Annotated in this window: 24 protein-coding genes; all 24 read left to right on the forward strand. The window is 32.4% G+C overall.

The features are described from left to right. The first annotated feature begins 74 nt into the window (after window positions 1–74). The 24 genes from rpsB (at window position 75) to B2G86_RS00460 (ending at window position 25,738) form a co-directional block, all read left to right on the forward strand. Window positions 75–851: a 30S ribosomal protein S2 gene (gene rpsB, locus B2G86_RS00345; protein WP_078356144.1), complete on the forward strand. Its 777-nt coding sequence runs from the start codon at window positions 75–77 to the stop codon at window positions 849–851. A gap of 93 nt (window positions 852–944) precedes the next feature. Beyond that, window positions 945–1,832 carry a translation elongation factor Ts gene (tsf, locus tag B2G86_RS00350; RefSeq protein WP_174221880.1) on the forward strand — a complete coding sequence of 296 codons (888 nt, stop codon included), beginning with the start codon at window positions 945–947 and terminating at the stop codon, window positions 1,830–1,832. Between the two features lie 84 nt (window positions 1,833–1,916). Further along, window positions 1,917–2,639, forward strand: coding sequence for a UMP kinase (pyrH, locus tag B2G86_RS00355; protein ID WP_078356146.1), 723 nt, complete (start codon window positions 1,917–1,919; stop codon window positions 2,637–2,639). 17 nt (window positions 2,640–2,656) lie between these two features. Beyond that, window positions 2,657–3,211 (forward strand): ribosome recycling factor, encoded by a 555-nt coding sequence (gene frr, locus B2G86_RS00360; RefSeq protein WP_078356147.1) that lies wholly within the window; start codon window positions 2,657–2,659, stop codon window positions 3,209–3,211. Between the two features lie 140 nt (window positions 3,212–3,351). Then, entirely contained in the window at window positions 3,352–4,104 is a 753-nt protein-coding gene (locus B2G86_RS00365; protein ID WP_078356148.1) for an isoprenyl transferase, read from the forward strand. 11 nt (window positions 4,105–4,115) lie between these two features. Next, on the forward strand, window positions 4,116–4,898 hold the full coding sequence (locus B2G86_RS00370; protein ID WP_078356149.1) for a phosphatidate cytidylyltransferase: 783 nt from the start codon (window positions 4,116–4,118) through the stop codon (window positions 4,896–4,898). Window positions 4,899–4,913: 15 nt separating this feature from the next. Beyond that, window positions 4,914–6,044 carry a 1-deoxy-D-xylulose-5-phosphate reductoisomerase gene (gene dxr / locus B2G86_RS00375; RefSeq protein WP_078356150.1) on the forward strand — a complete coding sequence of 377 codons (1,131 nt, stop codon included), beginning with the start codon at window positions 4,914–4,916 and terminating at the stop codon, window positions 6,042–6,044. A 2-nt stretch (window positions 6,045–6,046) separates the two neighbouring features. Continuing rightward, complete coding sequence (gene rseP, locus B2G86_RS00380; protein ID WP_078356151.1) at window positions 6,047–7,333, forward strand: RIP metalloprotease RseP; 1,287 nt, start codon at window positions 6,047–6,049, stop codon at window positions 7,331–7,333. Window positions 7,334–7,350: 17 nt separating this feature from the next. Further along, on the forward strand, window positions 7,351–9,054 hold the full coding sequence (locus tag B2G86_RS00385) for a proline--tRNA ligase (protein ID WP_078356152.1): 1,704 nt from the start codon (window positions 7,351–7,353) through the stop codon (window positions 9,052–9,054). 97 nt (window positions 9,055–9,151) lie between these two features. Further along, complete coding sequence (locus B2G86_RS00390; protein WP_078356153.1) at window positions 9,152–13,471, forward strand: PolC-type DNA polymerase III; 4,320 nt, start codon at window positions 9,152–9,154, stop codon at window positions 13,469–13,471. A 121-nt stretch (window positions 13,472–13,592) separates the two neighbouring features. Continuing rightward, a complete protein-coding gene (gene rimP / locus B2G86_RS00395; protein WP_078356154.1) occupies window positions 13,593–14,060 on the forward strand; it encodes a ribosome maturation factor RimP in 468 nt (155 codons plus the stop codon). Between the two features lie 18 nt (window positions 14,061–14,078). Continuing rightward, the gene (gene nusA, locus B2G86_RS00400; RefSeq protein ID WP_078356155.1) at window positions 14,079–15,146 is read left to right on the forward strand and encodes a transcription termination factor NusA; all 1,068 of its coding nucleotides are present in this window, start codon (window positions 14,079–14,081) and stop codon (window positions 15,144–15,146) included. Between the two features lie 16 nt (window positions 15,147–15,162). Next, window positions 15,163–15,447 carry an RNase P modulator RnpM gene (gene rnpM, locus B2G86_RS00405; protein ID WP_078356156.1) on the forward strand — a complete coding sequence of 95 codons (285 nt, stop codon included), beginning with the start codon at window positions 15,163–15,165 and terminating at the stop codon, window positions 15,445–15,447. Next, on the forward strand, window positions 15,444–15,770 hold the full coding sequence (locus B2G86_RS00410) for a ribosomal L7Ae/L30e/S12e/Gadd45 family protein (RefSeq protein ID WP_078356157.1): 327 nt from the start codon (window positions 15,444–15,446) through the stop codon (window positions 15,768–15,770). The genes rnpM and B2G86_RS00410 overlap by 4 nt, the downstream gene beginning before the upstream one ends. Before the next feature lie 4 nt (window positions 15,771–15,774). Next, the gene (infB, locus tag B2G86_RS00415) at window positions 15,775–17,874 is read left to right on the forward strand and encodes a translation initiation factor IF-2 (protein ID WP_078356158.1); all 2,100 of its coding nucleotides are present in this window, start codon (window positions 15,775–15,777) and stop codon (window positions 17,872–17,874) included. Between the two features lie 168 nt (window positions 17,875–18,042). Then, a complete protein-coding gene (locus tag B2G86_RS00420) occupies window positions 18,043–18,363 on the forward strand; it encodes an ArsR/SmtB family transcription factor (RefSeq protein ID WP_078356159.1) in 321 nt (106 codons plus the stop codon). Next, window positions 18,360–19,649: an arsenite efflux transporter membrane subunit ArsB gene (gene arsB / locus B2G86_RS00425; RefSeq protein WP_078356160.1), complete on the forward strand. Its 1,290-nt coding sequence runs from the start codon at window positions 18,360–18,362 to the stop codon at window positions 19,647–19,649. The genes B2G86_RS00420 and arsB overlap by 4 nt, the downstream gene beginning before the upstream one ends. A gap of 20 nt (window positions 19,650–19,669) precedes the next feature. Then, on the forward strand, window positions 19,670–20,077 hold the full coding sequence (arsC, locus tag B2G86_RS00430; RefSeq protein ID WP_078356161.1) for an arsenate reductase (thioredoxin): 408 nt from the start codon (window positions 19,670–19,672) through the stop codon (window positions 20,075–20,077). 87 nt (window positions 20,078–20,164) lie between these two features. Further along, the gene (locus B2G86_RS00435) at window positions 20,165–20,731 is read left to right on the forward strand and encodes a dihydrofolate reductase family protein (RefSeq protein WP_078356162.1); all 567 of its coding nucleotides are present in this window, start codon (window positions 20,165–20,167) and stop codon (window positions 20,729–20,731) included. 77 nt (window positions 20,732–20,808) lie between these two features. Further along, window positions 20,809–21,798, forward strand: coding sequence for an alpha/beta hydrolase fold domain-containing protein (locus tag B2G86_RS00440; RefSeq protein WP_078356163.1), 990 nt, complete (start codon window positions 20,809–20,811; stop codon window positions 21,796–21,798). 138 nt (window positions 21,799–21,936) lie between these two features. Continuing rightward, a complete protein-coding gene (rbfA, locus tag B2G86_RS00445) occupies window positions 21,937–22,281 on the forward strand; it encodes a 30S ribosome-binding factor RbfA (RefSeq protein WP_078356164.1) in 345 nt (114 codons plus the stop codon). Window positions 22,282–22,487: 206 nt separating this feature from the next. After that, window positions 22,488–23,672 carry a glycerate kinase family protein gene (locus tag B2G86_RS00450; RefSeq protein WP_078356165.1) on the forward strand — a complete coding sequence of 395 codons (1,185 nt, stop codon included), beginning with the start codon at window positions 22,488–22,490 and terminating at the stop codon, window positions 23,670–23,672. Next, on the forward strand, window positions 23,669–25,048 hold the full coding sequence (locus tag B2G86_RS00455) for an SLC13 family permease (protein WP_078356166.1): 1,380 nt from the start codon (window positions 23,669–23,671) through the stop codon (window positions 25,046–25,048). Before B2G86_RS00450 ends, B2G86_RS00455 begins: the two co-directional genes overlap by 4 nt. 12 nt (window positions 25,049–25,060) lie before the next feature. Next, a complete protein-coding gene (locus B2G86_RS00460) occupies window positions 25,061–25,738 on the forward strand; it encodes a response regulator transcription factor (RefSeq protein WP_078356167.1) in 678 nt (225 codons plus the stop codon). The last annotated feature ends 3 nt before the right edge of the window (window positions 25,739–25,741 follow it).

A 25,741-nucleotide genomic window follows, 5' to 3' on the forward strand; every position in this document is an offset into this window, starting at 1 on the left:
GAGTGGTGCAACATATCATGTTGTTTCTATAAAAAGTGTATATGGCGGAATAAAACCAATTAGGAGGAATTATCATGGCAGTTATCTCAATGAAACAATTGCTTGAAGCAGGTGTTCACTTCGGTCACCAAACACGCCGTTGGAACCCAAAAATGAAAAAATATATTTTCACAGAAAGAAACGGTATCTATATTATCGACTTACAAAAAACAGTTAAAAAAGTTGACGAAGCATACAACTTTATTAAATCTGTTTCAGAAGAAGGCGGTAAAGTATTATTCGTAGGTACTAAAAAACAAGCACAAGAGTCAGTTAAAGAAGAAGCTGAACGTGCTGGACATTACTACATTAACCAAAGATGGTTAGGTGGTATCTTAACTAACTACAAAACAATTTCTAAACGTGTAAAACGTATTTCTGAAATCGAAAAAATGGAAGAAGACGGTACATTTGATGTACTACCTAAAAAAGAAGTTGTAGAACTTAAAAAAGAATACAACCGTTTAATCAAATTCTTAGGCGGTATTCGTGATATGAAATCAATGCCTCAAGCATTATTCGTAGTTGACCCTCGTAAAGAGCGTAACGCGATTGCTGAAGCACGTAAATTACACATTCCAATCGTTGGTATTGTTGATACAAACTGTGATCCAGATGAAATCGATTATGTTATCCCTGCAAACGATGATGCTATTCGTGCTGTTAAATTGTTAACTGGTAAAATGGCTGACGCTATTTTAGAAGGTCAACAAGGCGTTTCAAATGAAGATGTAGCTGAAGAGCAAAACATCGACTTAAAAGAAACAGAACAAGCACCTAAAGAAGAATCAACTGAAACTACTGAAGCATAATTTCAAAAAGGTGATAAGGTTCTATAACTTATCACCTTTTTTTAGAAAGATTTACTATAAACAACTTATTACTTATATAAATGGAGGAATTAGATTATGGCTATTTCAGCTAAACTTGTCAAAGAACTACGTGAAAAAACTGGCGCAGGTATGATGGACTGTAAAAAAGCTTTAACAGAAACTGATGGTGACATCGACAAAGCGGTAGATTACTTACGTGAAAAAGGTATTGCTAAAGCTGCTAAAAAAGCAGACCGTATTGCTGCTGAAGGTACAACTTATGTTGCTTCTAAAGGTAACGATGCTGTAATTCTTGAATTAAACGCAGAAACAGATTTCGTTGCTCGTAACGAAGGTTTCCAAAACTTAGTTAAAGAAATGGCAGATCATATTCTTGAAGTTAAACCAGCTGATGTTGAAGAATTAAATGCTTCTAAATTAGCAAATGGACAAACTGTTGACGAAAGAATGAACGAAGCAATTTCTACTATTGGTGAAAAATTAACATTACGTAGATTCACTTTAAAAACTAAAACTGACAACGATTCATTCGGTGAGTACTTACACATGGCTGGACGTATCGGTGTGTTAACTGTTGTTGAAGGTTCAACTAATGCTGATGCAGCTAAAGACGTTGCTATGCACATTGCTGCATTAAATCCTAAATTTGTTTCTCGTGACCAAGTTTCAGAAGAAGAATTAGCTCACGAAAAAGAAATTCTTAAACAACAAGCTTTAAATGAAGGTAAACCTGAAAATATCGTTGAAAAAATGGTTGAAGGTAGAATGCGTAAATATTTAGAAGAAATCTGTGCTGTAGACCAAGCATTCGTTAAAAATCCAGACCAAACTGTTGCTGAATTCTTAAAAACAGAAGGTGGCGTGCTTGTAGATTTCGTTCGTTACGAAGTTGGGGAAGGTATCGAGAAACGTTCTGATAACTTTGCTGATGAAGTAAAAGGACAAATGAAAGGCAACTAAGTTTGCTTTTTAGAAAGAAGACACGTCTTGTGTCTTCTTTCGTTATATATAAAGACCTAATTATAAGCATAGAGAGGGATCAAGATGACTAAGAATTCTAAATATAATCGCGTCGTTCTAAAACTAAGCGGAGAAGCTTTAGCCGGTGATTCAGGCTTTGGTATCAACCCAGTAGTGATAAAAAGTATAGCACAACAAGTGTCGGAAGTTGCTCAAATGGACTGTGAAGTTGCAGTTATCGTTGGTGGCGGAAACATTTGGAGAGGTAAAACAGGAAGCGATTTAGGTATGGATCGTGGTACTGCAGATTATATGGGCATGTTAGCCACAGTAATGAATGCTTTAGCATTACAAGATAGTTTAGAACAATTAGAATGTGATACTCGTGTATTAACTTCAATTGAAATGAAACAAGTTGCAGAACCATATATTAGAAGACGCGCAATTCGTCACTTAGAGAAAAATAGAGTGGTTATATTTGCAGCAGGAATTGGTAATCCATATTTCTCTACAGATACAACTGCAGCTTTAAGAGCAGCTGAAGTAGAAGCTGATGTTATCTTAATGGGTAAAAATAACGTAGATGGCGTTTATTCTGCTGACCCGAAAGTAGATCCTAATGCAGAAAAATATGAAAGATTAACATATATTCAAATGTTACAAGAAGGATTACAAGTAATGGATTCAACAGCTTCATCGTTCTGTATGGACAATGATATCCCACTTGTTGTATTCTCAATTATGGAAGAAGGAAATATTAAACGTGCTGTTCAAGGTGAAGAAATCGGTACGATTATTACAAAATAAACATGAGGTGTAATTCCATGGCAGATGTTATTCAAGAAACAAAGTCAAAAATGACAAAAACAATTGAAAGTTTTAGTAGAGATTTAGCTTCAATAAGAACTGGTCATGCAAATGCGAATCTTTTAGAAAGAGTTAATGTTGAGTATTATGGTGTACCAACACCAATTCAACAATTAGCTGGTATTTCAGTACCAGAAGCTCGTTTACTTGTCGTGCAACCTTACGATAAATCTTCAGTTGAAGATGTTCTTAAAGCGATTAATGCAGCAAATCTTGGTGTTAATCCAACAAGTGATGGTACAATCATTAGAATTTCAGTACCAGCATTAACAGAAGAACGTAGAAAAGAATTAGTGAAAGAAGCTAAAAAAGAAGCAGAAAGTGCTAAAGTAGCAATTCGTAACGTTCGTCGTGACTCAAATGAAGATTTGAAGAAACAAGAAAAGAATGGCGATATTACTGAAGATGACTTAAGAAGTCAAACAGATGAAGTTCAAGATATTACGAACGATTTCATCAAACAGATAGATGATTTAACTGCACAAAAAGAAAATGACATTTTGGAAGTTTAAAGATAAGAACTGTACCAAATCATACTTTGGTACGGTTTTTTTCTTTATGTACACAGAACCGTTCTTTTTGTGATAAAATGTATTACGATATGTTTAATTAATTATACATATAAATTCGCGTTTGTTTGATGGAGGACGCTATGATAAAAAAGTTTATAAAGCAAAAACAACAAATAAATAATCAAGACATTGAATTAACAGTCCCTGAACATATAGCAATAATTATGGATGGTAACGGTAGATGGGCTAAGAATAGAAAAATGCCTCGAGTTAAAGGGCACTATGAGGGTATGCAAACAGTTAAAAAAATCACACGTAAAGCAAATGATTTAGGTGTGAAATATTTGACTCTATACGCTTTTTCTACGGAAAATTGGTCAAGACCAAAAGATGAAGTGAAATATTTAATGAAACTTCCTGTTGATTTCCTTAAAACGTTCTTGCCTGAACTCATCGAGAAAAATGTTAAAGTTACGACAATTGGTTTTACAGAGGCTTTGCCGAAGCATACTAAAAATGCTATTGAAGAAGCTATCGAAAAAACTAAAGATAATACAGGATTAAATCTTGTATTTGCATTGAATTATGGTGGTAGAGCTGAAATTCTAAATGCAGTTAAAGAACTTTATCATGAAGTCGAACAGGGTCATTTATCTATTGATGAAGTATGTGAAGATAATTTGAAAAAACATTTATTTACTTCTGATATACCAGATCCTGAATTGCTTATACGTACTTCAGGAGAAGAAAGATTGAGTAATTTCTTAATTTGGCAATCATCATATAGTGAATTTATCTTTACTAAAACATTGTGGCCAGATTTTGATGAACAATCTTTAATAGACTGTTTGAAAATTTATCAGTCGAGACAACGTAGATTTGGTGGGCTGTAAAGGAGATAAAAATGAAGACGAGAACAATATCTGCAATCGTTGCAATGGCTGTATTTCTTCCAATCGTAATATATGGGGGATTACCTGTCATCGCATTAGCGTATCTACTTGCGATTATTGCATTAAAAGAAATTTTAAATATGAATAATTTATCGATTGTTTCTATACCAGGTTTTTTGTCTGTTATTTCACTATGCATTATTTTATTACCTCAAGAACTGATTAATAACGATATACGTATACAGTTACAATTATTAATCATTATGAGTTTCTTAATGTTGAGTTATACAGTCATGTCTAAAAATAGATTTAACTTCATGGATGCATCTTTTTGCGTTATGTCAGTTACATATATTGGTATAGGTTTTATGTATTTTTATGAAACGAGAGAACATGGCTTACAATTTATCTTATTTGCATTACTATTAGTGTGGTTAACTGATACTGGTGCATATATATTTGGTAGATTATTTGGTAAGCATAAATTATGGCCATTAATTAGTCCTAATAAGACGATAGAAGGTTTTATTGGTGGTATTTTCTCGAGCTTAATAGTAGCGGTTATTTTTGGACAATCATTTAATATGGATGTATCATTATGGTTATTAATTCCATTAACAATGCTATTAAGTATGTTTGGTCAATTAGGTGACCTTGTAGAATCAGGATTAAAAAGACATTTTGGTGTTAAAGATTCAGGGAATATAATGCCAGGACACGGTGGTATACTAGACAGGTTTGATAGTTTTATCTTTGTGTTACCATTGTTAAATCTTTTCTTATTTCAATTGTAAATTGGGGTGAAATCTATGAAGAATATTGCTATTTTAGGAGCAAGTGGGTCAGTGGGACAACAAGCATTAGATGTTATAAGAGAACACAACTCACAGTTTAATTTAGTGGCATTATCAGTAGGGAAAAATATTGCATATGCTCAAAATATAATAGAAGAATTTCATCCAGAGCTCGTATCTGTACAACATGAAGAAGACATGGATAAACTTAAACATCTAGATGTAGATCTCGTACATGGCGAAGAGGGATTATTAGCTGTTGCGACATATTCTAACGCTGATTTGCTATTGAATTCTATATTAGGAAGTATTGGATTACGACCTACTATGGCTGCAATTGATGCAGGTAAAGATATTGCTTTAGCTAATAAAGAAACATTAGTAGTCGCTGGTGAGCTTGTAATGGAAAAAGCTAAAGAAAAAAATGTAAAGATATTGCCCGTAGATTCTGAGCACTCAGCAATTTTTCAATGTTTAAATGGTGAACACCAAAAAGATATAAACAAGTTAATTATCACTGCTAGTGGAGGTTCATTTAGAGACTTAAAACGAGCAGATTTGAAAAATGTAACACTTGAAGATGCTTTAAATCACCCTAATTGGTCAATGGGTCAAAAAATTACGATTGATTCTGCAACTATGATGAATAAAGGATTAGAAGTGATTGAAGCTAAATGGTTATTTGATTTGAATATTGATCAAATTGAAACGGTTTTACATAAAGAGAGTATTATTCATTCTATGGTTGAATTTAACGACACAAGTGTAATTGCACAGTTAGGTACTCCAGATATGAGAACACCTATACAGTATGCATTTACATACCCAAAACGAGCATTTAGAGATGCTGAAAGACTCAATTTAGCTCAAATAGGACAATTGAACTTTAAGGAAATGGATTTTAATCGATTTAAATGTATACACTTTGCTTATGAAGCTATTAAAATAGGGGGCACGATGCCTGTTGTATTAAATGCTGTAAATGAAGTGGCGGTTCACAAATTTTTGAATAATGAAATATCATTTTTAAAAATTGAAGATATGATTGAGGAAGCAATGAAAGAACATGAAGTTATAGAGCATCCAGATTTAGAAACAATTTTAAAAATTGATGCAGCTTATAAATCTAAGGATTACGGGGTGTAAGCGTGATTTATACAATTTTAGCATTTATCTTTGTCTTTGGTCTTTTAGTTACTGTACATGAGTATGGACACATGTTTTTTGCAAAAAGAGCTGGTATTATGTGTCCGGAATTTGCTATAGGTATGGGGCCGAAAATTTACTCATATAAGAAAAATGAAACACTTTATACAATTAGATTACTGCCAGTTGGTGGATATGTCAGAATGGCAGGCGATGGTTTAGAACAAAACCCTTTAACACCTGGTATGCATATAGCAATTAAATTGAATGACCATAATGAAATAACACATGTAATTATGGATGATCAACATAAATTTCAACAAATTGAGCATTTAGAAATTAAAGATAGTGATTTTGAAGATGAAATCTACATCGAAGGCATTACTGCCAGTGATGATGAAAGACACCATTTCAAATTAGCGAGAGAGGCTTATTTTGTTCAAGGTGGAGACTTAATTCAAATCGCACCAAAGGATAGACAATTAATGTCTAAAAAGCCTTATCAAAGATTTCTTACTTTATTTGCAGGGCCTCTGTTTAACTTTATTCTTGCACTTGTAATATTCGTAGGACTAGCTTATTGGAACGGCGTACCAACAAATGATCCAGTATTTGGAGATTTACAAGATGGTGCTCCAGCACAAACAGCAGGTATTAAAAAAGGCGATGAAATTAAATCAGTTGATGGTAAAAAAATAAATGAATTCACTGATATACAGCCTATTTTTAAAGAGAAGAAAACAGAACCCGTCGAAATAAAAGTGGATCGAGATGGAAAAGAAAAGACTTTCAAAGTTGCGGCTAAGAAAGATACACAAGAAGTAAGTAAAGGTAAATATGAAACAAGATACATTATTGGTGTAGCACAACCGACAGAACATACAGTATTTGGACCATTATTAGCTGGAATTGAAAAGACTATCGTAGCTGGTCAAGTAATCTTCCAAGCTGTACTAAGTTTAATTGGCAGCATCTTTACGGGTGGTTTCTCGTTTGATATGTTAAATGGTCCAGTTGGTATATATAGTAATGTTGATACAGTGGTGAAACAAGGTTTTGAAACATTAATGGGCTTCACTGCATTGTTAAGTGTGAATTTAGGTATTATGAATTTATTACCAATTCCAGCTTTAGATGGTGGTAGACTATTATTTGTAATTTATGAAATGATATTTAGAAGACCAATTAATAAGAAAGCAGAAATGGTTATGCTTTCAATTGGTGCTGTATTTTTAATATTTGTAATGATTATGGTTACATGGAATGATATTCAACGTTACTTCATGTAATTTATAGGAGGAAACTTATGAAACAGTCTAAAATATTTATACCAACATTAAGAGAAGTTCCTGCAGAAGCGGAATCTATTAGTCATAAACTTTTATTAAAGTCAGGTATGATTAAACAAAATGCGCGTGGTATTTATAGTTATTTACCAACAGCTAAGCGTGTACTTAATAAAATTGAACAAATCGTTCGTGAAGAAATGGAAGTCATTGATGGTGTTGAAGTATTAATGCCTGTATTACAACAAGCAGAATTATGGAAAGAATCAGGTAGATGGGACGCTTATGGTCCTGAACTAATGAGACTACAAGATCGTAACAAACGTGATTTTAGTCTTGGTCCTACTCATGAAGAAGTTGTGACTTCACTTGTACGAGATGAATTAAAATCATACAAACGATTACCAATAACATTATTCCAAATACAAACTAAATTTAGAGATGAGCAGCGTCCAAGATTCGGACTATTACGTGGCCGTGAATTTATTATGAAAGATGCGTATTCTTTCCATGCTGATGAATCTTCTTTAGATGAGACATATCATGATATGTATAACGCTTATCATAAAATTTTCACAAGAGTTGGTTTGAACTTTAGACCTGTATTAGCAGACTCAGGTGCTATTGGTGGAGACCATACACATGAATTTATGGCGCTAGCAGAAATTGGTGAAGATACAATAGTTTATAGTGAAACGAGTGATTTTGCTGCAAATATTGAAAAAGCAGAAGTGGCATATACTCCAAATCATGAACATACTTCTTTGAAAGATTTAGAAAAGATTGAAACGCCAAATGTTACAACAGCTCAAGCTTTAGCTGATTTCTTAAATGTAACAGTTGATAAAATTATTAAATCTATGATCATAAAAGTTGAAGATGAATATGTCATGATACTTATTAGAGGACATCATGAAGTAAATGATGTTAAATTAAAATCTTATTTCAAAACTGAAAATATCGAGATGGCTAATGATAATGAGATTGAAAATATTTTAAATGCAAAGCCTGGTAGTTTAGGACCTGTAAATGTAGATCAAATTAAGATATATGCTGATAATTTTGTTCAAGATATCAATAATTTAGCAGTTGGAGCAAATGATAATGGCTTCCATTATTTAAATGCTAATGTGGACAGAGATTTTAAAATTGAAGCATATGGCGATTTTAGATTTATTTTAGAAGGTGAAGCATTACCTGACAATTTAGGAAAAGCTAAATTTGCTGAAGGTATTGAAGTTGGACAAGTATTTAAACTTGGAACGAAATATTCTGAAAGTATGAATGCTACATTTTTAGATGAACAAGGAAAAGCGAAACCTTTAATTATGGGTTGCTATGGTGTTGGTATTTCAAGAACATTAGCAGCTGTTATAGAGCAACATCATGATGACAAAGGGATTATTTGGCCAAAAGCTATCTCACCTTATGAAGTGCATTTAATTGCAATTAATCCTAAAAAAGATGATCAAAAAGAACTTGCAGAACAACTTTATAGTCAATTGAAAAATCAATATGACGTGTTATATGATGATCGTAAAGAAAGTGCTGGGGTTAAATTTAACGATGCAGATTTAATTGGCTTGCCAGTACGTGTTATGGTTGGTAAAAAAGCAGCTGAAGGAATCGTTGAGGTAAAACGTCGCGATAATTCAGAAAGTCAAGAAGTGCATATTGATGAATTAAATGATGTATTATCATCATTTTACAATGCAGTGAAATAGACTGATAAAAACAATTAATTCTGATATAATATAAGATATTTAAAGAGGCTATTTTTAGATTAGCCTCTTTTTCATTTTGATGAAGGTGGTCGTATAAGTGTCAATGACAGGGAAAGAGAAATTCCAAACGCTTCTCACACAGATGAACATTACAGATGAACTTGATAATAGTATTGTTGAACAAGGTGAATTAACAAGAATTGATGTATCTCAAGCTAAAAGATTGTGGCATTTCTACATCAAATTACCGCAATACTTATCAAGCGAAATGTATCTTGTTTTTACGAATCAACTAAAATCTGCTTTTCAAAGTATTGCAGAAGTTGATTGGACAATTGAAGTGGCTAATAAAGAACAAATAGATGAGCATATTCTAAAATATATGCCACATTGTATCGATGGTACGGATTTAAGTGATAAAGTTAAACATCAATTAAAACAAAAACCAATTATTTTTGCTGAAGAAGTAGTGAAAGTTCAAGTTAATAATGATATTGAGCGCGACTATTTTGATAAAAGGGTTAACGGTTCATTAGTTAAAGCATTGCAAAAATGTGGTTTTCAAATAAATCGTGTCATTTTTGAAACAATGGATAATGAAGAACAAATGAAGAGAGAGCTAGAGTCATTCGAAGCTCATATACAACAAGAAGATGAAGAAGCAGCTCGAATTGCATCTGAGAAAATGGAAAAAATGAAAAAAGAAAAAGCTGAATCTGGTGATAATGAAAATGCAGTGTCACGATGTCAAATTGGTAAAGATATTCCAGTTGATTCAATCCGTAAAATTGAAGAAATTATAGAAGAAGAATACAAAGTAGCACTAGAAGGTGTTATTTTTGATATTGAAATGAAAGAATTAAAAAGTGGTAGACATATTGTTACACTTAAAATTACTGACTATACGGATTCACTGATTCTTAAAATGTTCACTAGAAAAGGTAAAGATGATTTAGAACATTTTAAAGCTTTAAAAGTTGGTGCTTGGGTTAGAGCACAAGGAAGAATTGAACAAGACCAATTTATTCGTGATTTAGTAATGATGATGACTGATATTCACGAAATTAAGAAATCACCGAAACTAGATAAAGCCCCAGATAAAAGGGTAGAATTTCATCTGCATACATCAATGAGTCAAATGGATGGTATTAGTCATATTGGAAAGTATGTTGAACAAGCTGCAAAGTGGGGACATAAAGCTATTGCGATAACTGATCATAACGGTGTACAAGGGTATCCTGATGCTCATGCTGCTGCTATGAAAAATGATATTAAAATGATTTATGGAATGGAAGGTATGTTAGTGGACGATGGTGTTCCAATTGCATATAAACCACAGGATATACCTCTTAAAACAGCTACATATATCGTATTTGACGTGGAGACAACAGGACTATCAAGTCAATATGACCAAATTATAGAATTAGCAGCTGTAAAAGTAAGGAATGGAGAAGTCATTGATACTTTCGAACGCTTTTCTGATCCGGGTGTACGTTTATCAGAAATAATTAAAAACTTAACAGGTATCACGGATGAAATGTTACAAGGACAGCCGGATATTAAAACAGTATTAAGTGAATTTCATGAGTGGGTTGGAGATGCAATATATATTGCCCATAACGCTTCATTCGATATGGGCTTTATAGACACGGGCTTTGAAAGAATAGGTATTGGTGCTACTACAAATGCTGTAATCGATACATTAGAATTATCTCGTACAGTTAATACTGAATATGGTAAGCATGGCTTGAATTTCTTAGCGAAAAAATATGGAGTAGAACTTACTCAACACCATAGAGCGATATATGATGCTGAAACTACAGCTCATATATTCATTAAAATGCTGAAACAATTAGAAGAATTAGGTGTACATAATCACAATCAAATTAATGAACATTTATCTAACGATGAAGCTTATAAACGAGCAAGACCGTCTCATGTTACATTGATTGTTCAAAATCAAGTAGGATTAAAAAATCTATTTAAAATTGTAAGTGCATCATTAGTTGATTACTACTATCGTACGCCGCGTATACCACGTTCATTGTTAAATAAGCACCGTGAAGGTATTCTAGTTGGAAGCGCATGTGATGAAGGTGAAGTATTTACAACTGTCATGCAGAAAGACCAAGATGAAGTTGAAAAAGTTGCCAAATATTATGATTATATAGAAGTTCAACCTAAGAGTTTATATCAAGATTTAATTGATAGAGAACTTATTAAAGACAATGAAACAATGGAAGAAATTTATTCTCGTATATTGAGCGTTGGTGAAAAACTGGATATCCCAGTTATCGCAACAGGAAATGCACATTATTTAAATGAGCATGATGCTGTAGCTAGAAAAATACTGATTGCAGCTCAACCTGGTAATCCACTTAATAGACAAACGTTACCAAAAGCACACTTTAGAACGACAGATGAAATGTTAGATGAATTCCACTTTTTAGGTGAAGAAAAAGCATATGAAATCGTAGTAAAAAATACAAACGAACTTGCTGACCGACTAGAAACAGTCGTTCCAATTAGGGATGAATTATATACGCCTAACATGGAAGGTGCAAACGAAGAAATTCGTGAAATGAGTTATGTTAATGCTAAAAATTTATACGGTGAAGAACTGCCTCAAATTGTTATTGATAGACTAGAAAAAGAACTTGAAAGTATTATTGGTAATGGATTTGCAGTTATTTATTTAATTTCACAAAGATTGGTTAAGAAATCTCTTAATGATGGATATTTAGTAGGATCACGTGGTTCTGTCGGTTCTAGTTTTGTTGCTACAATGACCGAAATTACAGAGGTTAATCCATTGCCACCTCACTACATCTGTCCATCTTGTAAAGAAAGTCACTTCTTTAATGATGGTTCTGTCGGTTCTGGATTTGACTTGCCTGATAAACAATGTGAAAAATGTCATGTAGATATGATAAAAGAAGGACAAGATATTCCTTTCGAAACATTCTTAGGCTTTAAAGGTGATAAAGTACCAGATATTGACTTGAACTTTAGTGGTGAGTATCAACCTATTGCACATAATTATACGAAAGAACTTTTCGGTGAAGATAAAGTATTTAGAGCAGGAACAATTGGTACTGTAGCTGAAAAAACAGCATTCGGTTATGTGAAAGGATATTTGAATGATCAAGGTATTCATAAGCGTGCAGCTGAAGTTGATAGATTGGTGAAAGGCTGTACCGGTGTTAAACGAACAACCGGTCAACATCCAGGTGGTATTATTGTTGTACCTGATTACATGGATATATACGACTTTACACCGATACAATTTCCAGCAGATGATCAGAAATCAGCATGGAAAACGACTCACTTTGATTTCCATTCTATTCACGATAATATTCTGAAGCTTGATATTTTAGGACATGATGATCCTACTATGATCAGAATGCTTCAAGATTTATCAGGAATTGATCCAAAGACTATTCCAGTAGATGATAAAGAAACTATGAAAATATTTAGTACACCAGAATCATTAGGTGTTACAGAAGAAGATATTTTATGTAAGACTGGAACATTCGGTGTACCAGAATTTGGTACTGGTTTCGTAAGACAAATGCTTGAAGATACTAAACCAACGACGTTTTCAGAACTCGTTCAAATATCAGGATTATCACATGGTACGGACGTATGGTTAGGAAACGCGCAAGAATTAATTAAAACTGGTACGTGTGACTTATCAAGTGTTATTGGTTGTCGTGATGATATTATGGTTTATTTAATGTATAACGGTTTAGAACCTTCACTTGCCTTTAAAATCATGGAAGCGGTACGTAAAGGTAAAGGTTTAACTGATGAATTTGAAGAAGCAATGAAAGAAAATGAAGTGCCGGATTGGTATTTAGATTCATGTAAGAAAATTAAATACATGTTCCCTAAAGCACATGCTGCAGCATACGTATTAATGGCATTAAGAATCGCTTACTTCAAAGTTCACTATCCATTGTATTATTACGCAAGTTACTTTACAGTACGTGCAACAGACTTTGATTTAAAAGTCATGACTAAAGATAAAGAATCTATTAAATCTGCAATTAAAGAGTATTACAGTAGATTCCATGAATTAGCTAAAAAAGAAAAAGATGTATTAACAGTATTAGAAATTGCGAATGAAATGGCTCATCGTGGATTTAAATTATTACCGGTAAGTTTAGAAAAAAGTGATGCATTTGAATTCAAAATTGAAGGTGACACTTTAATCCCTCCATTTATCGCAGTTCCAGGACTGGGTGAGAATGTAGCTAAACGTATCGTTGAAACGAGACAAGAAGGGCCATTTTTAGCTAAAGAAGATCTTAATAAAAAGGCTGGAGTTTCGCAAAAAATCATAGATTATTTGGATGAACTTGGTTCACTTCCAAATATGCCAGATAAAGCTCAGCTTTCTATTTTTGATTTGTAACGTATATCCTTGAGCATAGCGCCATTATGTGATATACTATTATTGCTTAAAATAATACTCTGACGTTGAAAGAGTGGGACATTTCCCGCTCTTTTCTGTTTGTATTAAGAGGGAGGTCATTATGAGTAAAGTTGCAGCAAACGTTGAGGAAATCATTCAACCAATACTTGAAGAATTAAATTATGAACTTGTAGATGTCGAATATGTTAAAGAAGGACCAGACTATTATCTACGTATTGCAATTGATAAAGACGGTGGCGTTGATTTAAACGACTGCACAATTGCCTCTGAAAAGATTAGTGAAGTTATGGACAAAGAAGATCCAATTAAAGAACCGTATTTCATGGATGTATCATCTCCAGGAGCGGAACGTCCATTAAAAAAAGAAAAAGACTATCTGAATGCAATTGATCAACCTGTATTTATTTCATTATATGAACCTATTGAAGGGGATAAAGAATGGTTAGGTGTTTTAAAAGAAGTTACTGAAGAATCGATTTTGCTTGAAGTGAAAATAAAAACAAGAACTAAAAATGTCACGTTGCCTCGCAAAAAAATAGCAAAAGCACGTCGATCAGTAATTTTATAATATAAAGGAGGATACATTGTGAAAGGTAATGAATTATTACTTGCAATTGAATACCTTGAGAAGGAAAAAAGAATACCACGTGAGGTATTAATAGATGCAATTGAAGCAGCATTGATTACTGCTTATAAAAAAAATTATGACAGTGCTAAAAATGTTAGAATAGAATTAAATCTTGACGAAGGAACTTATAGAGTTATTTCTAGAAAAGACGTTGTCGAAGATGTTGAAGATTACAGAGACCAAGTAGCTTTAGATACAGCTCTTTTAACGAACCCAGCATACGAAATTGGTGATGTCTTTGAAGAAGATGTTACACCTAAAGATTTTGGCCGTGTTGGTGCACAAGCTGCTAAACAAGCAGTAATGCAACGTTTAAGAGATGCAGAACGAGGCATTCTTTATGATGAATTTATTGATAAAGAAGATGATATCGTAACAGGTGTTATTGATAGAGTCGATCATCGTTATGTATATGTTAATTTAGGTCGTACTGAAGCAGTTCTTTCAGAAGCTGAAAGAAGTCCAAATGAACAATACTTACCAAATGAACGTATTAAAGTTTATGTAAATAAAGTTGAGCAAACTACTAAAGGACCTCAAATCTTTGTTTCACGTACACATCCTGGCTTATTAAAACGTTTGTTTGAGCAAGAAGTACCTGAAATTTATGATGGTACAGTTATTGTTAAATCAGTAGCACGTGAAGCGGGTGACCGTTCTAAAATAAGTGTTACTTCTGAAAACGGAGATATCGATGCAGTTGGTGCTTGTGTTGGTGCTAAAGGTGTTCGTGTTGAAGCTGTAGTTAATGAACTAGGCGGAGAAAAAATCGATATTGTCGAATGGGATGAAGATCCAAAAGTATTTGTAAGAAATGCATTGAGCCCTTCTCAAGTTGTAGAAGTTATTGTTGATGAAGCTAATCAATCAACTACTGTAGTTGTACCAGATTATCAATTGTCATTAGCGATTGGTAAACGTGGTCAAAATGCTCGTCTTGCAGCAAAATTAACTGGTTGGAAGATTGACATCAAATCAGAAACTGATGCAAAAGAAGCAGGCATTATTTCAACTGAAGAATCATAAGGTAGGTGCTTTTATCATGAAACAGAAAAAGATACCAATGCGTAAATGTATACTTTCAAATGAAATGAAACCAAAAAATGATATGATTCGAGTAGTTAAAAATAAAGCTGACGAAATTAAAGCTGACGCAACTGGTAAAGCACCAGGACGTGGCGCATATGTTTCTAAAGATCTAGACGTTGTTGAAACAGCACAGCAACAAGGTAAATTAGAACGATATTTCGGAAGCGATAAAGAAACACTCGAACCTGTATATAAAGAAATTATTCGTTTAATATATCGTGAGCGTATACCTAAATGAGTATAGATAAGAAAGACCAAATTTTGAACCTTCTCGGTCTAGCAACAAGAGCTAGAAAGATTAAAACAGGGGAAGAAATTGTTATAAGTGAAATGAGAAGAGGCAATGTAAAACTTGTCATACTATCAGAAGATGCTGCAGCAAATGTTACAAAAACAATAAAAAATAAATGTGCAACTTATCATGTAACACTTTTAACTTTTGCTACACGCTTTGAATTAGGCTACGCAATTGGAAAAGAAAGCAGAGTGGTGTTGGGCATAACTGACATTGGATTTAGCAAAAAGCTAAAAACGATGATTCATGATTTTCATGAGGAGTGAGTATATGAGTAAAAAAAGAATATATGAGTATGCAAAAGAAATCAATTTAAAGAGTAAAGATATAATTGATGAGTTAAAGAAAAATAATATAGAAGTATCAAATCACATGCAAGCATTAGAGGAGAACGACATTAAAATTTTAGATAAAGCATTCAAAAAGCAAGAAACAGCTAAAAAAGAACAACCAACTACTCACGCAAATACTAGCAAAACAAATAACAAGCCAAACAACAACAAACCAAATAATAATCAACAAAAGAATAATAAAAATAAGAAGCAAAATAACAAAAAGCAAAATAATCAACAACAGCAACAACAACAACCTAAAGAAGTAGTTCAAGAATCACCATCTTTAATTACTTATGAAGAAGGCATCACTGTTGGTGAATTAGCTGATAAAATTAATAAAGATGCTTCTGAAATTATTAAAAAATTATTCTTACTTGGTGTAGTAGCTAATATTAACCAAGGTTTAGATACTGAAACAGTTGAATTGATCTGTGCTGATTATGAAATCGAAGCAGAGTTAGAAATTCATGTTGATGAAACTGACTTAGAAAATTACTTTGAAACTGAAGACGAAAATGATGAAAGTTTAATTGAAAGACCAGCAGTTGTTACAATCATGGGACACGTTGACCACGGTAAAACAACGCTATTAGACTCAATTCGTCATACTCGTGTAACAGCTGGAGAAGCTGGCGGTATTACTCAACATATTGGTGCTTATCAAATAGAAAATAATAACAAAAAAATTACTTTCTTAGATACTCCAGGACATGCTGCATTTACAACAATGAGAGCACGTGGAGCTCAAGTAACTGATATTACAGTACTTGTAGTAGCTGCTGATGATGGTGTTATGCCTCAAACAATTGAAGCGATTAACCATGCAAAAGCTGCTGAAGTACCTATTATTGTAGCTGTAAACAAAGTTGACAAACCAACAGCAAATCCTGATCGTGTTATGCAAGAATTAGGAGAGTATGGTTTATACCCTGAAGATTGGGGTGGCGATACAATCTTTGTTCAACTATCTGCAATTCAAGGTGATGGAATCGATGATTTACTAGAAATGATCGGACTTGTTTCTGAAGTCGAAGAATTAAAAGCCAAAACTGACCGTGCAGCAGTTGGTACAGTTATTGAAGCAGAGTTAGATAAATCACGTGGACCTGCAGCGTCTCTATTAGTACAAAATGGTACTTTAGAAGTTGGAGATTCATTAGTAGTAGGTAACACATATGGTCGTGTACGTGCTATGGTAAGTGATTTAGGTAAACGTATTAAAACAGCTGGCCCATCTACGCCTGTTGAAATTACTGGTTTACATGATGTACCTCAAGCTGGAGATCGTTTTGTAGTATTTAAAAACGAAAAAGAAGCTCGTCAAATCGGTGAAAGACGTCAACAAGAAAATATTCTAAAACAACGTCAAGATAGTAAGAGTGTTTCTTTAGATAACTTGTTTGAACAAATGAAACAAGGTGAAATGAAAGACTTAAATATTATTATTAAAGGTGATGTACAAGGTTCAGTAGAAGCTTTAGCAGCATCATTAATGAAAATTGATGTAGAAGGTGTTAACGTACGTATAATTCATACAGCAGTTGGTGCTATCAATGCATCAGACGTTACACTTGCAGCAGCATCAAACGGTATAATAATTGGATTTAACGTAAGACCTGATGCAGGTGCAAAACGTGCCGCTGAAGAAGAAAACGTAGATATGAGATTACACCGTATTATTTATAAAGTAATCGAAGAAATTGAATCAGCAATGAAAGGATTATTAGATCCTGAATATGAAGAACAAGTAATTGGACAAGCAGAAGTGCGTCAAACTTTCAAAGTATCTAAAGTAGGTACAATTGCAGGTAGTTACGTAACTGAAGGTAAAATTACGAGAGATTCAAGTGTCCGTATAATACGTGACGGTATCGTTATCTTTGAAGGTGAATTAGATACATTAAAACGTTTCAAAGATGACGCTAAAGAAGTAGCAACAGGATACGAATGTGGTATCACAATTGAGAAATTCAACGATATTAAAGAAGGCGACATATTTGAAGCTTTCAAAATGGTTGAAATCGAAAGAAAATAATATTTAATATTAAGTTGAGGCTGAGACAATTAATTTGTCCCAGCCTCATTTTTTTATTGGATATGAGCTGAATCGCCCGATATCTCTGAAGTCTTCGTGCGTTTTGACTTGATTTTAATCTAAAATCTATATAGATGCTAATCTATTAAGAGGAATGGGGGAGAGTTTATGGATTATAAAGTACTATCAATATTATTAAAGACAATATCTGATTCAAATCGTTTAGAAATTATAGATTTACTATCATGTGGTGAACTTTGTGCTTGTGATTTATTAGAACATTTTCAGTTTTCTCAACCAACTTTAAGCCATCATATGAAGTCTCTTGTTAACAGTAATTTGATCTTTACTAGAAAAGAAGGTAATAAAAGAATGTATCGTTTAAATACAGAATTATTTAATGAGTTAAACAATCAACTTCAAAGCATCTATCACAATAGTGAATCTTGTATTTGTAACTCTATGGAGCCAGGAGTGTGCAAAGCATGACTATATTAGCGATATTGATTTTTGTAATAACTCTAATATTTGTTATATGGCAACCTAAAGGCTTGGATATCGGTATAACAGCACTAATAGGAGCTATCATCTCCATTATAACGGGAGTGGTTAGTTTTTCTGATGTAATAGAAGTGACCGGCATTGTATGGAATTTAACATTAACATTTGTGGCAGTTATTCTAATTTCTCTTATTCTAGATGAAATTGGCTTCTTTGAATGGTCAGCTATACATATGGTAAAAGCATCTAATGGTAATGGATTGAAAATGTTTATATATATTATGTTATTAGGTTCTGTTGTTGCAGCATTTTTCTCTAACGATGGGGCTGCACTTATATTAACACCGATTGTATTAGCGATGGTCCGTAATTTAGGGTTTAATAAAAAGATTATATTCCCGTTTATCATTGCGAGTGGATTTATAGCAGATACGACTTCACTACCATTAATCGTAAGTAATTTAGTTAATATCGTTTCAGCCGATTATTTTAATATTGGCTTTGTAGAATACTTCACGCGTATGATTATTCCTAACATATTTTCTTTAGTTGCAAGTATTCTTGTATTATGGTTGTTGTTCAAATCATCAATTCCAAGAACTTTTGATGCAAGTCATATTAAAAATCCTAGAACTGCAATTAAAGATGAAAGACTCTTTTATATTTCTTGGGTAGTGTTAGCGATATTATTAATAGGATATTTAATTAGCGAATTTGTTCATATACCTGTATCGATTATTGCTGGTATAATTGCAATAATATTTATATTACTTGCACGAAAATCAAAAGCTGTAAATACAAAAGCAGTAATTAAAGGTGCGCCATGGAATATTGTAATATTCTCAATAGGAATGTACCTCGTAGTGTTTGGACTTAAAAACGTAGGTATTACAACAATCCTAGGAGATATCCTTACATCAATTTCTCAACATGGACTGTTTGCAAGTATTATGGGAATGGGATTTATCGCAGCATTTCTATCGTCTATTATGAATAACATGCCCACCGTTCTAATTGATGCATTAGCAATAAATCAATCAAATGTAATTGGGACATTAAAAGAAGGCATGATATATGCTAATGTTATAGGTTCAGATTTAGGACCTAAAATAACACCTATAGGTTCATTAGCTACTTTGCTATGGTTACACGTACTTTCTCAAAAAGGCGTAAAAATACCATGGGGAACATATTTTAAAACAGGTATAATCATTACAATCCCAGTACTATTTATTACATTATTAGGCTTATATATAACATTGATAATATTTTAAAGAAAAAGAGGCATTTATATATGAATAAAAAAATAATTTACTTTATATGCACAGGTAATTCATGTAGAAGTCAAATTGCTGAAGGATGGGGTAAGCAATTACTAGGTGACGAATGGAATGTATATTCAGCTGGTATAGAAACACATGGTGTAAATCCAAAAGCAATAGATGCAATGAAAGTAGTTAACATTGATATTACTGATCAAACTTCTGATTTAATTCATTCAAATATACTTAACCAAGCTGATTTAGTTGTGACGTTATGCAGTCATGCAGATCAAAACTGCCCAACAATTCCAGCACATGTACAAAAAGAACATTGGGGTTTTGACGATCCAGCAGGAAAAGAATGGTCTGAATTTCAACGAGTTAGAGATGAAATAGGATTGAAAATCAAAATATTTAAAGAAGAAACGACAAATAAATAAACATAAAAATCTTCATATAAGTGGATATATATGAAGGTTTTATTTTATCCTGTATGATGAGAGAAAGACCATTTGGGAGGTTAGACTATGATAGAAAAAGACAATAGTAGGAAAATTATTCTAGATTTAGCTGTTACGCTTGATGGATTTATAGAAGGTGAAAATGGTGAAATTGATTGGTGTATTATGGATCCTGAAATGAATTTCGATGATTTTCTAGATCAAATAGATACTATTTTCTATGGTAGAAAAAGTTATGAAATGTGGGGAGATTTTCAACCAAGTTTAACGGATTCTGAAGATGATAAAGCGATGTGGAGCAAGGTACATTCTAAAGAAAAATATGTCTTTTCCAAAAAGTTTAATTTTGATGATTATCATGTGAATATTATTAAAGATGATATTGATACAAGGGTAAATGAAATAAAAAGAGAGCCTGGAAAAGATATTTGGTTGTACGGTGGATCAAGCTTAATTACATCATTTGTAAAATACGGCTTAGTTGATGAATATAGATTATCAGTACATCCCATCGTTCTCGGAAAAGGAAAACCGCTATTTATAGATATTGAAGATAGACAAGAACTAAAACTCATCAATACTAGAACATTTCAATCAGGTGTAATACAGTTGATTTATAGAAATGATGAATAACAAAATGTAATTTCTTATGTGTACTTATACCAAAAAACGGGAATATATTTGTATTAAGAAATATGGAGTAGATAGATATGAAAACATTATTTAAAGGTGTAGCTACTGTCGGAGGTACTTTAGCACTTAGCCAAGTTGTAATCAAGAAACTTTCTAAAAGAAGTATGAGAAGTCAAATTGCTGAATGGATTATTGCTTCAAAAACGCAACGTCCTAGTTATGACGATTATGATTCTAAATGTGATTTTGTTAATGCGTTGTATAAAGTTAATAAGGAAGAATATCAACTTCCTAAAATGTATAAGCCAAAGACTGATATGGATGATTATTTTATTGATGAAATGAAAGTGATTAATTATAATGTGAAAGCAAAATCAAATATTGGTATATTATACCTACATGGTGGTGCATATATTCATCAACCGTCTATTTTTCATCATTATTTTATAGAAGAATTAGCGACGAAAGTAGATGCTACTGTTGAGTTGCCAATATATCCTAAAGCTCCAAATGAAATGTTTTTAAGGTCTTATGAACTTATTATTGATTTGTATCGTAGAATGATTGAAACTTACGATGACATAGTGATAATTGGTGATTCTGCTGGAGGTGGATTAGCGACAGGTTTAGTTCAGTTATTGAAAGAACAAGAGATTAAACAACCGCTTCATGTCTTTTTAATTTCTCCATGGATTGATATTAATATGGATAATGAAAATATGACTGAATTCCTTCAAGAAAGTGATCCAATGTTAACAGTTGAATCATTAAAATTTGTTGGTGAATTATGGAGTGGACATACTGATAAAAAACATCATCTATTATCACCAACTTATGGAGACTTGCAAGACTTACCACCAATTACATTATTCGTAGGTTCTAGAGAAATTTTATTACCGGATATTCAATTGTTTAATGACAAGTTACAAGCATTTAATAATAACGTGGCATATCATGAGTATATAAATCAAAATCATGTGTTTCCATTAGAGCCTATACCAGAAGCTAAAGAAGCAAGAAGTATTATTTATAATACGATCAATGCTTATAAAGATAAGAACGATTAATGATGTTTAAATAATGTCGCATTTATCATAATATTTAAACTACCTAAACTTTGATATGATTGTCTTTTTAAGCCAACAAGCATGTGTTATAATTTAATAATGTATAAATAGAGATTTGAATATTAAGAGGTGAAAGAAATGAGTATTCGTTCTGAACGCGTTGGCGAACAAATGAAAAAAGAATTAATGGATATTATAAACAATAAACTTAAAGATCCAAGAGTTGGATTTTTAACGATTACAGATGTAGAACTTCCTGGTGATTTATCTCATGCTACTGTTTATTTAACAGTATTAGGAACAGATAAAGAAAAAGAAGATACATTTAAAGGTTTAGAAAAAGGTAAAGGTTTCATTAAATCTGAGATTGGAAGTCGTATGAAATTACGTATTCTACCTGAATTACATTTTAAATATGATGAATCAATCGATTATGGTAATAAGATTGAACGTATGATTCAAGATTTAAATCGTAATGACTAAAGTTTGAATATTTGATTGAATTTATATGTAGTGGACCAATCATCTACTGCAAATATAATAAAGCGAAGCTAAGACAATTAATTTGTCCTAGCTTCGTTTTTTCTTTTTAATCAAGTTTTAATTTTTCTCTAATTATTTATGAACTTTGCAAAGGTATAGTTAAATCAAGTTAAAAATAGCAAAGAATAAATAAGGGGGAAATAAAAATGAGAATTGTTGTTGTACCTTCAGGATTTAAAGAAAGTTTAAGTGCAGAGGAAGTGGGTCATTCAATTACAAAGGGTATAAAAAAAGTAGATTCTTCACATCAAGTAACAACTATTCCGATGGTAGATGGCGGTGAAGGTTTTGTAGATACGATTATAAAATTGAAAGAAGGAAGCAAAATCAAGACTCATGTGATGGGGCCAGTTGGTATACCTACAGAATCTTTTTTTGGAATTTTTGTAGAAAATGGTGTTAAAACAGCAGTGATAGAAATGGCAGCAATTGCAGGGTTAAGACAAGTACCTAAGGACATGAGAAATCCAATTAATACAACTACATTTGGTGTAGGTGAAACTATAATTAAAGCATTAGATTGCGGTGCTGAACGAATTTTAATTGGATGTGGGGATTCAGGAACTTCTGATGGTGGCGTTGGAATGGCGCAAGCATTAGGTGTTAAATTCTTAAATAAACATGGTAATGAAATATTCATAAATGGCGGCGGTGAAATCGATCGAATTCATGGTGTTGATATGAGATATATAGATGCTAGAATTCACTTAGTAAATATAGATGTAGCAGTAAATTGGACAAATTTATTATGTGGTAATAAAGGAGTAGCAAGAGTGTATGGGCCACAAAAAGGTGCATCTCCTCGTGATGTCGAAAAATTGTCTAATAATCTAGAACACCTTGCAAGACTCATAAAAAGATTTAAAAACAAGGATGTTTCATTAATGAGTGGTGGTGGTGCTTCGGGTGGTTTAGGTGCTGGATTATATGGATTTCTTAATGCGCGTTTATACCCTAGATTTGAAATCATCATGAAGTATATTGAAATTTCTGATGCTATAAAAAATGCAGATTTAGTAATTACTGCAGAAGGATGTATTGATTTTCAAACACCTAACGGAAAAATCCCATCAGAAGTTGCGAGAATAGCAAAAATACATGGAAAACCTGTCATCGCATTTGCAGGTACAATCGGGCATAATGCAAAGATAAATTATCAAAGTGGTATTGATGCGTTTAGTAGTATTATTCCAGAACCAACGACATTAGAAAATTCAATTTTAGACGCAGATAAATGGTTAGAAAATTGTTCTGAAAATGCACTGAGACATATTTTGATTGGTATAAATTTAGGCAATCAAATGTATAAAATAAAAGATGCTGTACAATGAGTAATAAACAATTAATATATCTGTGTATTTATTTTGTGTTTTCTATAATAGTATTTTTAAGTACTGATTTACCTTATTTAGGACAACTTAGTTTAATAGTATTTGTATTATCTTTAGGATTGTTTCTATTAACGAACATGCCTGCAGGACTTTCTGCATTTATAGCATTAATAATAGGTATTGTACTTGGATTGCCAGAAAAAGTATTATTTGAATCTTTAAATGAACAAGTTGTGTGGCTCATGATTGGGGCATTTATTATTGGAGCTGCTGTTGAGAAAAGTGGTTTGTTAGATAGATTAATTTATTGGATAAATGATAAATGTCGTACAAAAAATAAAATGAATTTATTTCTATTTATAATAGTTCAAGTAATATCAATATTGGTTCCATCGACTTCTGGGAGAGCTGCAGCTATGTTGCCAATATATAAAGCTTTTGCTATTAGATTTCAAGACAATCAAAAATATTTTGCATTATTGATACCTGTACTTATTTTAATGGGTGCAAACCTGACATTAATAGGTGCTGGTAGTCATATTGTAGGTATTGGATTGTTAAAAGGTCAAACAAATGAAAATATTTCTTATGTTGAATTTCTTTTATGGGGTGGGCCTTTTGGCATCATGATAGGCATTATAAGCTTAATTATTATAAATAAAATGAATTTTAATACAAATGAAATCAATACCCAAACAACTTCAAACTATTTAAAAAGGAATCGTTCAGCATTTAGTGTTAAAGAGCAAAAGACTTTGTTATATTTGTTAATTACTATTAGTTTGTGGATAACAGAATCTATACATGGATTTGATATTGCATTTATAACAATTGTTATGAGTATTGTTATAGTAACGCCTAATGTAGGTGTCATATCATGGAAAGAAGGATTACAAAGTATTTCATGGAGTTTAATATTTTTTGTAGCTGGAGCAACATCACTTGGAAAATTACTCGTTTCATATAAAGTTGTTCAATATATACAAGAACATTTATTTGGTTATCTATCTGGATTTGAAAATATAAATGTACAAGTTATATTATTGATTATTGTTATAATAACTGTAACGTCACATTTATATGTAACAAGTCATACTACTAGAGCTGTCGTGTTTGTTCCATTATTTTTATTGTTTAGTGATATGTTTAATTTAAATCCAGTTGCGGTCGTTTTTATAACTTTGATTGGAACTAACTATTGTGTTACTTTTCCAGTAAGTTCGAAAGCACTACTTTTATTTTATGAGCAAGAAAATAAGCCTTTTGAAAATAAAGATTTAGCAAAACTTAGCAGTATTTTGATGCCAATATATATGTTAATGATGATTGCATGTTATTATTTTTGGTGGCAATTTACTGGCTTATCGCTTAGATAAAGGAGTACTAAAATGAAAAAAATATTAATAGTCGAAGATGAAGTGAAAATTGCAAGAGTTATACAAATAGAGTTAGAGTATGCAAATTACGAAATTAGTATTGCGAATACTGGTAAGCGAGCTTTAGATTTATTTGAATCAAAAGACTTTGACCTAGTCTTATTAGACGTTATGATTCCTGAATTAAACGGGTTAGAGGTTCTGAGAAGGATTCGAGAAGTAGATAATAACATTAAAATAATTATGTTAACTGCAAGAGATGCAGTTATGGATAAAGTAAGTGGCTTAGATTCTGGGGCAAATGATTATATGACAAAACCATTTGAAATAGAAGAACTGCTAGCTAGAATTAGAGTTCATTTAAAACAAAATAATGAAGTCACAAATGAGAATAATAGTGAAATTCACTTTAAACATATAGTTATTCATCCATTAAGTCGAGAAGTATACATGGATAAAGTATTAATAAACTTAACGCAGAAAGAATATGATTTATTGTTATATTTTGTTGAGAATAAAAACCAAGCCTTGACTAGAGAACAGATTATTGAAAAAGTTTGGGGATACGAATATTATGGTGATACAAATGTCATCGATGTTTATGTAAGATATTTAAGAAAAAAACTAGATCAAAATGAAATATCCTTAATATCTAGCGTAAGAGGTATTGGATATATGATAAAGGATTAAATC

Source organism: Mammaliicoccus fleurettii, from assembly GCF_002018435.1.
GTDB lineage: Bacteria > Bacillota > Bacilli > Staphylococcales > Staphylococcaceae > Mammaliicoccus > Mammaliicoccus fleurettii.